Consider the following 12,971-nt stretch of genomic DNA (forward strand, 5'->3'; position numbering starts at 1 on the left):
AACTAATTTGACATTTGCCGCCGTTTGAACTTTCGACGCTGATCTTTCATGAAGATGGACCAGAAATAATAGAACCCTGGCACTAATATCGCAAAGCCCACGATATATGTGGCAAAAACTGCCCGGAAAGATGTTGGATCGGTAAATCCTGAAAGAATCGTGACATTTGGATATATGATATAAGGTAAATGTGCGATACCATAAACATAACTGCCAATTAAATACTGAATGATAATCGCTATTACAGCGACGCGAGGCATTCCTTTAACCTCCTGCTTAGAAAAATAGGGTAAGTACAGTGCTATCCCGCTAATGATGAAAAAAACTAGCGAGACGAATAACAATGCCGAGTTTTTCATCATTCCTTGGTAGATCCAATTCGCTTCGTTTTTTAACGTGAGCATAACCAACAGAGCCATGACCAGCATAAGCGGTCCCGTTATCATCGCATCCCTGCGATATATTTTGTATGCTTTCATTTCATCAGCCTGTTTTGAGTAATCGGACAGTAGCAAAGATGATAAAAAAAGCGTACTCATGATTCCAAACCCCACAAATGCATACTCATTCGGACTCGTGAAAAGTTTAGATAGATTCAATTCTTCATTTCCTCTCACGCCTTCTACAAATCCAAGGTGGGTGATGGGCAATACACTGATTAATAGCCCGGGTATGATCAATCCCGTCAATCCTGAGATATATGTTAACGCTTTTTCATATTTGTCCACGCTATGCGAAAAAACCAAGAAAGCGCTCCTAATACATAACAGGACCAATATCAGGCTCGCAGGAACGATCAAGGCTACTCCAATCGGGAAAACCGCACCTGGAAATAAACTGTAAATCGCAATGACAAGACCAACAACAAATGTATTGGTCACCTCCCAAGTCGGTGATAAATAGCTATTTGCAATCTTCGTAGCATTCGTTTCTTCCTTTTTAATGTAAGTCATCGCCCAGAAGCCAGCGCCAAAGTCCATGGAGGCCATGATGGCATAAAGAAAAATAAAGCCCCAGACCAATGTTATCGCAAGAAGAGCATCACTCAACCGCCTTCCCCCCTTTTATGAATTCGAATCGAAATGCCTTACATCTTTCTGTTCAGCCTTATATATATCATCCATTACCGAATGACGTTTGAAATAATACAAAAGTGTAAATACGACAGAAACGCATAAAATGATATATACAATAATGAACATCGTGAATAAAAATCCAAGGTTTTCGTACGAAGTGACTGAATCCTCCGTAGTCAGCATCCTGTATATCGTCCATGGCTGTCTGCCAGTACAAGCAAAAATCCAACCACATTCAATCGAAATCACCGAAAGCGGGCCTGCAGCAACAAACAGCCAGAGAACCCATTTCGGATAAGTCTCCTTTTTCATCCATTTATTCCATACCAATGCAAACAGTGCTAAGGCAATTAAGCCGGAACCGATGATGACCATGGCGTTGAATAAGATATGGACATATAGCGGCGGCCAATATTCTTCTGGAAAATCGTTCAAGCCGGTCACGACCGTATCAAAGCTATTGCCGGATAGAAAGCTTAATAACCATGGGAATTCAATCCCATACTTCACTTCCTGTGCTTCCCTATCGGTATAACCAAACAAGGTAAGTCCGGCATGGTCCTTTGTTTCAAACAACCCTTCAGCCGCCGCCAATTTTTCCGGCTGCTCCCTATATAAATGCTGTGTAGTCGCATGACCGTTCAATGCCGTCAAAAAAGAAAAAACCAAACCCAATACAATACTGAGCCTCAGTGCTTTTTGGTGAAAATTAAATTCAGCAGTGCCATATTTATTTTTCAGCATCTTATAGGCTGCAACGGCAGCTACGACAAAAGCACCTGTCGTATAAGCAGTCAGGGCCGTATGACCTGCCGTCACCAAGAAACTTGGGTTGAAAAATGCAGCCCAAGGATCGACATCGACGATTTCCCCATTTTCAAACCGGAACCCGGCCGGTGTCCCTTCAAAAGCATGGACATTAGAAATCAAAACCGCCGAAGCCATTGCACCGAATGCAACAAAGAATAAACTCACGATACGGGCCCAAGGCTTTATTTTTTCAGCAGCATACACGTAGATTGACATGAATAGCGCTTCAACCATGAATGCATAAATCTCAATTTGGAATGGAAGCGCCATAACACGTCCAATCACTTCCATGAACCCTGGCCATAATAGTGACAGTTGCACACCCGCAATCGTACCAGTCGGAATCCCGACCCCAAGCAAGACCCCTAATGTTTTGGTCCAGCGTTTGGCCATGACAACATACTGTATATCCTTTGTCCTTTGATACATCAATTCCGCTGCCAACATCATCATCGGCAACCCGACGCCTATCGTTGCAAATATGATATGTACAGCCATATTCGTCCCGAACATCGCACGGGCCATTTGTATATGATCCATACTGTTTTCCTTTCTAACCTTTGTCTCTTGGTAGTATCTCCTCTGTAAAGGAAAATATTTAATAATATTCCACAAACTAAGTTTTCATGGTATTGCAGAAAGACAGTATTTTACTTGATGACGTTTTTGGTTGATTGTTTTATTTAAGTATTCTATCGAGGTTATTTTTGGGATATATTCACTATGGTTGATCGCTTCTTAACCTTACTTAGATTGCCTGTACGAATGGCAATTTTATTATAGTTGTGCAAATAATAAATATTTATTAAAATAAGTTTCATTCATCACGAAGGATGGATGAAAGATTTCTTTTTGTTCGATTTTCATTCGTTCGTCACATCAGAAAAGATAGTAGATTTCACATAGAATCCTCTGTCCAAACCTTTTGGCTTACCAGTACCACCTGTTAATTTATGATTCCACTTATCGAACGGGTCACCGAACAAACACCATTGATAACACTAGGAATCGAGGATTCAGCGAATTGTTCAAAATTGTCTATAGAACTATGTATTTATTTTTATATTTCTTTCAATAAAAAATACACACATACCCTACAATATAGTAGTCTATGTGTGTATTTGCGGCTGGCATTGGCTTTTCCCAATTTCAAGAATAATGTTCCTAAAAAGGCAAACAAAACAAAAATTAGCTTTATTGCTAAAATCGCTTTATGTTTCTAGCGAGTCGTTTTTGCACCAGAAAGAAGGATTTCTATAATAAAAAAACTCTACCATATCGTAGAGCTCCTTAAACATATGTGCAATAACTAGTACTCTTATGAATGAAAAAAATGAATGTACTCAGCAAATTTAATAAATAAGCTTTCTTCCATTATAAAAAAAGGGATTACTCACTAATTAGAAGCTCTTACATTTATTCCGCTTTGCTACGTTAAAATATACAAAATGTTCTTAATATTCGATATATAGGATCGCAAGACTCTAATTTAGAAAAATCCATATTCAAGATCCTTAATCTTAAATACCCACCTTCTTATCAATCACTTCCTGTGATTAATAAATCATCCTGTAACTGAATTAACACTGTTTCATTACTTACATCTTGATTTTTTGTTACTTCAATTGAAACAATATGACCACTTACACCAGTCTCAATTTCTACTTTTTTATTGTCCGTTGTATGAACTACCATTAGTTTTTCCCATTCATATACATAAGAACCTTGACTAACAAATATGTTTTCAACTTTTCCACAACAAGGACTATAGACAGTTTCTATAACTCTTTTCACCTTAAAAACCTCTCTTTCTAAAGAAATAAATTAGACATTCCAAATATCATATACACTGATCCATGTAAGCAGCTAAACGCATATCGTTTTGATAATTTTGTGCTATTGAAGCAACCTTTTGAAAAGTATTACTATTATTTCGTAATTTTTGTGCTATTTTTTCTGTCCAATAATGGCCTGATTGTTTTGCACCCATTCAAAGTTATGAAGCTATTATCCCACCAGAAATGGCAAGTAAGACAGTACTTGAAATACATTCCTTTTTCTTAAAATGGTTGTTGCTTCAATTGTTGGCGGTCCATTAGCAACTTCGACAACAATGGAAGCATGAATGCATGCTACATTCATACTTGAGATTTGATTAGAACAACCTGACCTTACATTATTTCCCAATTCATCCTTCATCGGTTATTACGTTTGTAGCAAATTATTTACTGTGCTAAAACTATCACTGCAGTCAAGCAAATAATCTATATCAAACCCTTTTGGGTCATATAGCGCAACATATGAAACTGAAATTCCAATCGCTCTTGCTCCTGCTTCTTGCATAAATGTTGTAAGGTAACTTCCTGCATTACCCAACACTTGAATAATTGCTCGTCCACTCTTTAATTCAATCTCTATTCCAGCTGTTTTCTCAATACAAATGGTGTAGGCCCAACTGATCATTATGTTGGAAACGATAGCCGGAGAAAAGACTGGTTTTGAACTTGGTAAATCTAATACTTCACTTTGCTTATTTTCCGGCTTTTCAACTTGATCGATATTGATGAGGATTGCCTCTTACCTTCTTTGCACCTCGTAGGTTCAAAGCTTTTTTATGAAAGTTAAGGATAATCTACACTTAAAAACGTAGCCACATCTTTGCTTTTTTGTTTTCTCTGCTGCCGCATACTTGCTCGATCTAATGCCGTTTCATGTAATTTTTTTTCTTCTTCTGTCTCCGGAATAACCTTTGGAACACGTGTTGGACGTTTATGTTCATCAAGTGCAACAAATGTTAATAGAGCAGTCGCTGCGATTCTACGAACACTGCTTTTTAAATCTTCAGCAATAATTTTCACAAAAACCTCCATTGAAGAGGTACCGGTCCATGCCACATAAGATATAAAACACACTGAATCTGTTGTACGAATGGGATGTAAAAAGTCAACTGAATCTGTTGAAGCGGTTACACATTCACTTCGACTATGACGTGCTGCCGAAATCGATGCTACTTGATCGACATCACTCATTAATCTGCCGCCAAATAATGTATTATGATTGTTCACATCATTTGGAAATATACGACTGGTTCTTATCACCCTTGATTCTCTGCAATATTTTGCTTCTATAAACTCGTCCTCCTAAAACATGGGAGCTGAAATCATCACCTATGTAAACTTTTAGTATATGGTTATATTATGATACAATTTTGAGCTTTTTATCCTTAAAACACTAACGGCGTACGTAGCCTAGTGTTCCAAGAATGCGCAGCTTGCTTTACAATATCATTCACCACCTGCTCAAGTCTTTTCATACTGGTGAATTCACCGGTCAAGGGAGGACGGGGTCATATTATATCTTCACTGAGCGCTTTCTTTGACTTCCGGTTCTAGTTGAAACTGAACCATCATCAATGAATTCGACTTAATTATCAACAACGTAAATCTTCCTTATGCATGCTAAATCGGAGAAAGAGAGAAGATTTATGCTTATATTTTTCTATTTTAGAAAGAGTGGTTGTGCCTATCTGTTTAGTTTCCCAGTTACGAATTCTACAAGTAAATTAACTTTCTATGATATCTTCACCCATTTTAATACACTCATCCATTATTTAGAAAAGAATCCTTTAAGGGCAAATGCAATATTTTGTGGTCTTTCTGCCAAGCGACGCATAAAATAACCAAACCAGTCGTTACCAAAAGGAATATACACACGCATTGTATATCCTTCTTTAGCTAAACTTAATTGCATGTCTGTTCTAAATCCATATAACATCTGAAACTCAAATTGGTTACGTGGAATATTGTGTTTTTGAACAAACTCTTTTACACTGGCAATGATACGATGATCATGGGAAGCAATCGCCGTATAGCTACCACTCAGCAAATGCTCTTCAATGATTCTCATATAATTTTTATCCACTTCTTCTTTCTCTTGGTAAGCCACAGAAGGAGATTCTTGATAAGCTCCTTTAACTAAACGAAGGGGAATTCCTTTTAATTCTTTTACGTCCTGCTCCGCTCGATATAAATAGGATTGAATTACTGTTCCTACATTATCATATGTTTCGCGTAATTCTCTCAGGATATCTAACGTGATTTGGCAATGTGCATGATCTTCCATATCGATTCTGACAAAATTATTGTATTTCTTGGCTGTCTCAAGAATTAGACACATATTTTGAACACAAAAATTTCGATCAATGTCCAAACCAAGTTGGGTCATTTTTACAGATAGATTACTATTTACTCCTGCACTACCCATTGCTTCCAACGTTCTTACGTTATATTCCGTTGCCTCTATCGCCTCTATTCTACTTGAAACAAATTCCCCTAAATGATCCAGTGTACAAACCAAGCCTTTTTCATTTAATTCTTGAACTTTCTTAATCGCACTTTTGATAGTATCTCCTGCCACAACTTGGGAAGCCCCAAATCGAAGGCCCCATTTTTTCGCAGCTTTATTTAACGCTTTGTTGTTGGAAGCGTGAAGAAAAATATTTTTTGAAACATCTGCTAGCATGAATATATCCCCCTAAAATGCATGTCCTCGTTATATTAAATGGGGCAACCTTTTTAATTGCCCCAGCTCTTATTAAAGTGTTTCGCTAGTTGTTTTCGCTTGCATGTGTAGAATCAAATAATCAGGTCCACCTGCCTTCGAATCCGTTCCAGACATGTTGAACCCACCAAACGGATGATACCCAACGATTGCTCCTGTACAACCGCGATTGAAGTATAGATTACCTACGTGGAATTCTTCTTTTGCTCGTTCAATATGAGCAGGAGTGTTAGAAAGTAACGCACCCGTTAAGCCGTAGTCTGTATTGTTCGCGATTTCCATCATATGATCGAAATCGCGCGCTTTACAAAAGGCTACAACAGGTCCAAAAATTTCTTCCTGCATCAGACGTGCATTTTCATCAATATCCGCAAAGATGGTCGGTTCAATAAGGTACCCTTTTGAGTCGTCCCCTTCTCCACCTGTCATCAACTTGCCTTCTTCCTTACCTATTTCAATATATTTCATGATTTTATCGTAAGAAGCCTGGCTGATAACGGGTCCCATATAAGTATTTACATCTTCAGGGCAGCCAATCGTTAAAGTCTGGGTTAATGCCACTGCTTTTTCAAGGACTTCATCATAAACATCCTGATGTACCACTGCACGTGAACCAGCCGAACACTTTTGTCCCGAGAATCCAAAAGCAGAGTAAACAATCGAGGAGGCAGCTACATCCAAATCCGCGTCTTTATCTACGACTACAGTATCTTTTCCGCCCATTTCGGCAATCACACGCTTTAACCAAATTTGACCCGGATGCACTTTTGCCGCGCGTTCATAAATGCGGCAGCCTACTTCACGGGAACCCGTGAAGGAAACAAAGCGAGTTTTAGGATGATCAACTAGATAATCGCCTATTTCCGCACCGCCTCCTGGGACATAGTTAAGTACACCATGAGGAAGACCTGCTTCTTTCATAACTTCAACGAATTTCGCTGCAATCACTGGTGTGTTATTTGATGGTTTCAGAAGAATCGTGTTTCCAGCAACAATCGCTGCAGCTGCAGTTCCGGCCATAATAGCTAATGGAAAGTTGAATGGAGAAATAATGACACCTACACCAAGTGGAATATAATTGAACTTGTTTGCCTCTCCCTCACGACTTTTTACAGGTACTCCGTCTTTTAATTGCATCATTTGACGGGCATAGAATTCAAGGAAATCAATTGCTTCAGCCGTATCTGCATCAGCTTCTTTCCATGGCTTTCCAGCTTCTTTAACAAGATAGCCTGAAAATTCATGTTTGCGACGACGAATGATATCCGCAGCACGAAATAAAATGTTAGCTCGTTCTTCTGGTTTTTCTTTTTTCCATGTCGTGAATGTAGACAATGCTGCTTGCATTGCTTTCTCAGCTAATTCTTTATTAGCTTTAGAAACTCGACCGATTACTTCTTCCTTTTTTGCTGGATTTAACGATACAATTTGTTCATTTGTTGTAATGAATTCTTCTCCAATGACAAGTGGATAATTTTTTCCTAACTCTGATTGTACAACTTCCAAAGCTTTTCTAAATTCACTTTTATTTTCTTCAAGTGTAAAATCTGTAAATGGTTCGTGCTTATATGTTTTAATGTCGGTATTGTTTGTTGTAATCATGTTATTCTCTCCCTTAAAAAATAGATTTGTATAATCAATGGAATTGCGCTTCAACTTAAGTTAATTAAAAGTAATGAATAATTTTCAAATGATAGCAGCTGCCTCTAATTTAAATGAAATACTAATTCTTCGTTTAGATTTAATGGATGTTATGAAAAAGTTTACTAATCCAATTTCGCCTCCTTTATTAACGGAAAATTTATAATACAAAAAATATTCAAAAACTTAATATGAACATATTATAATTCCATTTACACACTTTTGTATACTACTTTTAACAAAATTGTGTAAATAAATTAAAATTAAACACTTTTGTTCAATAGATATATTCTAAACAGTATATGGGAGAATTTATTTATCTTGGGGAGAATTCACCCCCAGTAACCGGCTTCTTTTTAATCAAAGGCATAGTTCCTGAATCACAAAGTATGTAAATGGCTGTAAGAATGCCTTCAATCATAACAACAGAACGAGCTCGCTTTTTAATTAACTGATGATTATGTTTTTTAAATAACTTTAAAGTATACATAACTGTATAGTTTTTGTTCCGTTCCAGGAAATAAATAGACAAATATGAACAAAGTGTATTATCATATAATTCTTAATATTTTTTCACCTTTTAATTGGAGTCTATATGCAAATGGAATTTTTAATGCTAATAAGCAGAAGAAATAAAAGAGGAAGATTTGTTAAAGATTTATTTCTTGTTTTAAGGGTTTTCACTTTCTGCTATTTTGAAAGATCTGAATCCCCTTAATTTTTTTGGTTTTTACGTTATAGAGAGGATGTAGGATATGAATCATCAACAACCTAAATTGAAAAAAGAGTTGAAAATTCGGCATATTACCATGATTTCCCTAGGAGGAATCATCGGTGCTGGATTATTTGTTGGAAGTGGCCCGTTAATTAATACGGCTGGGCCAGGTTCTATTTTCTCATATGCAATAGCTGGATTACTGGTAATTTTGGTGATGCGGATGCTTGGGGAAATGTCAACGGCAAATCCATCAAGCGGCTCTTTTTCCACTTACGCCCGAGAGGCGATCGGCCCTTGGGCCGGGTACACAATTGGCTGGTTATACTGGTTTTTTTGGGTAATTGCCATTGCAGTTGAAGCAATAGCAGGTGCGACAATTATTCAATATTGGTTTCCTTCTTTGCCTTCTTGGTCAGTCAGCTTAATGCTTACTTTTTTATTAACCCTAACTAACATCTATTCTGTTAAATCATTTGGTGAGTTTGAGTATTGGCTATCCATGATCAAAGTTGTCAGTATTGTTCTCTTTTTAATCCTTGGAGGGGCCATTATATTCGGTTTCATACCAGGTATCGAATCACCTGGCACTTCAAACCTTCTACATAGAGGTGGATTCCTGCCATCTGGAATAAGTTCTGTCTTTATAGGAGTTGCCGTTGTTATGTTCTCTTTTATGGGGAGTGAAATCGTGGCGACTGCAGCAGGGGAAACCTCACATCCTGAAAAAGCCATGAGGGTTGCTACAAATACCGTTATCTATCGTATCTTAACTTTTTACCTAGGTTCAATTTTAATAATCGTAACAATTCTTCCATGGGACTCTACTAGTTTGATGAAAAGTCCTTTTGTTTCTGTCCTTGAACTTTTAAATATACCAGCTGCAGCTCAAATCATGAATTTCCTTCTTTTTACGGCAGTACTTTCTTGTTTGAATTCTGGTATTTACACGAGCTCCCGTATGTTATTTTCGATGGCGGAAAATGGAGATGCTCCCCGAATGTTTTTAAAGGTAAATAAGAAGGGGATACCAATGAATGCGGTTTTAGGATGTACCGTTATTGCTTATATTAGTATTGGGTTCAATTACGTCTCTCCAGATAAAGTATTTCTGTTTTTAGTTAATGCTTCCGGAGGTGTAGCGCTTCTTGTTTATCTAGTGATTGCCTTCTCTCAATTACGTATGCGAAGAAAATACGAAAAAGAAAATCCTGGAGCACTTAAAATCAGAATGTGGTTATTTCCTTATTTAACATATGCAACGATTATTACGATCACTAGTATTTTCATCTCGATGACATTTATTGATTCATTACGTTTACAATTCTTTTTAACACTACTTCTCACTATTCTGATTGTCGGTTCTTTCTTTGTCTTAAAGAAAAATAAATCATCGGATTTATTATCAATGAACAAAGAAAAAAATGCATCTTAATTACAAAACAAAAGGTAAGACGTCATAAACAATGGACTCTTTTCCAATAGAACTTAGGCACGGCTGGCGCATAAAAAAATCCCAACTCAGATTATTTGATTTCACCTGTCAAGTAGACAGTCATAAAACGACTACAGCCATCGAGTTTCGATATTCAATCGAAGCTCGGTGGCTGAGTCATTTTTGGAATCGTTTGCTGTCGTAATAATAGAATTTCTTCACCTTTAAACAGTTTTAAAATGATTTTGATTCAACATCTCTGATATATAATGGGGAAGAACGATTCCACTCAGACATTATCAAGTTCGTTTCATTTAATACCGAGCTATTGAAGTCGTACATTGTATGCATGGACTGTGTATTTGAAGCCTTGATCCGAATGGAGAATGGTTCTGTATACATCCCTTTTTGGGGGATAAACCATCTTAACGTCTAAAGAGACTAGTTTGAGCTGAATACCTACTACGAAGGCTTACGTTCTTCGTAATCATTTCATCGCTGCCTTCCCCATTCGAATACATCATTAGCTTTCATTTTCTTCTCCTTTGAATATTTCTCGAACTTTTGCCCTTTTTTAGCCATAATAAAATCCCCTCCAGGCAGCAGCGTAATATCCACGATTGTTTGTGGTCTTTTTATACTGTCTACCTAAAGGGGATAATATCAAAGCAGTCTTTTCAGAAACTGGCTCTCGTTTTTTGTTATCTGCGATAGCAAAATTTTCAATAGAGTGCGTAACTGGGAAATAATAAAATGCAAAATAAATCAGTTTAATTTGTATTCTTTAATCTTATTGTAGAGTGTTCCTCTGGACATACCGAGTAATTTGGCAGCCGCACTTTTGTTTCCATATGTCTTGCTTAAGGCTTCTTGAATCATGAATAACTCTTCTTTTTCCTCTTCCTGAAATAATGTTTCTTGTGGGCCTGGGATATGGCCATTATGAACATAATAACTACTAGTTATGTTTTTTTGAAGATGATTGCTTTTAATAATATTTTCATCATTCAGAAGGATAACACGTTCCACAACATTCCGAAGTTCGCGGACATTTCCTGGCCATTCATAGTTAACTAATATAGTTATAACTTCCGATCCAATTTTCGGAACTGGTTTCTTATACTTAGAACTGAACTCTTGCACAAACTGTTCAACTAATTTGACAATATCTTCCGGTCTTTCACGTAATGGAGGAATATCAATGTTAATTACAGTTAAGCGATAATAAAGATTTTCGTTGAATTTCCCTTCCTTTACCATTGCTTCTAATGCCTGAGATGTAGAGGCAATTACACGTGTATGTGTCGTCAATAATTCCGTTGTACCTACACGATAAAATGATCCATGTTCCAAGTAGTGTAGAAATTTTTCTTGAATGTCTAATGGCATTTTATCAATTTCTTCAATAAATAATGTTCCATTATGTGATTGTTCAATTTTTCCGTTTTTTTCAGTCTTCTTATCTGCTGTAAAAGCTCCTTTTTGATATCCAAATAATTCAATCTCTAAAAGAGTGGAAGGAATGGCTGAACAATTAATAGATACAAAAGGACCTGTACGCTTTGAACCGCCGTAATGAATAGCTTGTGCTAACATCTCTTTTCCTGAACCTGGTTCTCCAGTTAACAGAACCGGAATGTCCGCGTAGGCAACTTTTTGCGCTACCTTCACTGCTTTTTGAATTTCTACATTAACTCCTATAATAGATGAAAAAGGGTTGTCCTGATGGATAAGTAACGGTAACGAAGAATCAAGTTCCTCGTTTAAACGAACAATTTGAGTAATATCATGTTCTGTTGCAATGCCTCCAATAACTGTATTATCCTTTATAACGGGAGAGGCATTTACTAATACGTGATTATCATTATTAGGGCGATGATAAGCCCCACGAACGGGACGTCCCTCATTTAAAATACGATGTAATATAATAGACTCTGATTGAAAATGCTCTCCAATCTTTTGACCAAGGATATTTTCACGTTTAATACTATATGTTCCCTCAGCGACGGTATTCCAGCAGATAACTTTCCCCTCTTGATCCACAGCCGTGACTGCGTCATTAATGGTTTCCGCCAATGTAGAAAAGTATGCGGATAGCTCCTCATTTTTCATTTCCAGCAGTTGAACCCATTGGTTTGCAGTTATGATTCCAATAATTCCTTCTTTTTCTGGATCTTTAATTAGGACCGGTCTGCTCCAATCAATTTGTAACATAAAAAGTTCTTCTATTTTAGAAATGGTAGAGGGAGTCCATTTTACCTTTTCAATCCACTCGATTACAGACAGTGAATCATCCATTAATGCCAAGAAATTGCATTCATTCTTTGAAACAATGTAGTATTCTTTCGCAGAAATGATTACAAAATCATACTTTAAAAAGTTATTCTTTATATCAATTAAAGATGTATAGGGTTTCACTATAGTGAAGGAGTTGTCTAGGTTAATTTCTTCCATTTTATACATAATAAACCCCTTTTATTATATATTTTATGAGAAAGTATAAGAATTTATACAGTATCATCTTCTAAAACAATCATAAAACAAATATGTGTAAATAAAAACTAATAACATTATTATAATATAAACTTCGCTCTATGTTTCTATCGATTGATTTTCTGTAAATGAAATACGGAATACTATAATAAAAAAACTCTATCATAAAATAGAGTTTTTTTATTATATGCTCACGAATTAGCACTTTTATGAATGATACTATATAGTGTTATCCCCCACC

8 protein-coding genes and 1 pseudogene are annotated in these 12,971 nt (G+C 36.7%); 1 reads left to right on the forward strand and 8 read right to left on the reverse strand.

From position 1 onward, the window contains the following. Positions 1–2 precede the first annotated feature (2 nt). The 7 genes and pseudogenes from BW986_RS23225 to pruA form a co-directional block, all read right to left on the reverse strand. Positions 3–1,049, reverse strand: a complete 1,047-nt coding sequence (locus tag BW986_RS23225) for a cytochrome d ubiquinol oxidase subunit II (RefSeq protein ID WP_076371247.1) — start codon at positions 1,047–1,049, stop codon at positions 3–5. A 15-nt stretch (positions 1,050–1,064) separates the two neighbouring features. Then, complete coding sequence (locus BW986_RS23230; RefSeq protein WP_076371249.1) at positions 1,065–2,426, reverse strand: cytochrome ubiquinol oxidase subunit I; 1,362 nt, start codon at positions 2,424–2,426, stop codon at positions 1,065–1,067. Positions 2,427–3,425: 999 nt separating this feature from the next. Next, positions 3,426–3,680 (reverse strand): biotin/lipoyl-containing protein, encoded by a 255-nt coding sequence (locus BW986_RS23235; protein ID WP_076371251.1) that lies wholly within the window; start codon positions 3,678–3,680, stop codon positions 3,426–3,428. 213 nt (positions 3,681–3,893) lie between these two features. Beyond that, positions 3,894–4,349: pseudogene (locus tag BW986_RS30920) on the reverse strand (Rossmann-fold NAD(P)-binding domain-containing protein). Between the two features lie 158 nt (positions 4,350–4,507). Next, on the reverse strand, positions 4,508–5,014 hold the full coding sequence (locus BW986_RS23250; protein ID WP_076371256.1) for an acyl-CoA thioesterase: 507 nt from the start codon (positions 5,012–5,014) through the stop codon (positions 4,508–4,510). A gap of 478 nt (positions 5,015–5,492) precedes the next feature. Continuing rightward, positions 5,493–6,407, reverse strand: a complete 915-nt coding sequence (locus tag BW986_RS23255; RefSeq protein WP_076371258.1) for a proline dehydrogenase family protein — start codon at positions 6,405–6,407, stop codon at positions 5,493–5,495. A gap of 72 nt (positions 6,408–6,479) precedes the next feature. Then, the gene (pruA, locus tag BW986_RS23260; RefSeq protein WP_076371260.1) at positions 6,480–8,048 is read right to left on the reverse strand and encodes an L-glutamate gamma-semialdehyde dehydrogenase; all 1,569 of its coding nucleotides are present in this window, start codon (positions 8,046–8,048) and stop codon (positions 6,480–6,482) included. 794 nt (positions 8,049–8,842) lie between these two features. On the opposite strand from pruA, the gene BW986_RS23265 reads away from it, so the two are divergent. Next, entirely contained in the window at positions 8,843–10,237 is a 1,395-nt protein-coding gene (locus tag BW986_RS23265) for an amino acid permease (protein ID WP_076371262.1), read from the forward strand. Positions 10,238–11,002: 765 nt separating this feature from the next. Here the strand turns inward: BW986_RS23265 and BW986_RS23270 are convergent. Beyond that, positions 11,003–12,700 (reverse strand): sigma-54 interaction domain-containing protein, encoded by a 1,698-nt coding sequence (locus tag BW986_RS23270; protein ID WP_076371264.1) that lies wholly within the window; start codon positions 12,698–12,700, stop codon positions 11,003–11,005. Between the last annotated feature and the right edge of the window lie 271 nt (positions 12,701–12,971).

It is taken from the genome of Peribacillus simplex (assembly GCF_900156045.1).
Lineage (GTDB): Bacteria > Bacillota > Bacilli > Bacillales > DSM-1321 > Peribacillus > Peribacillus simplex_D.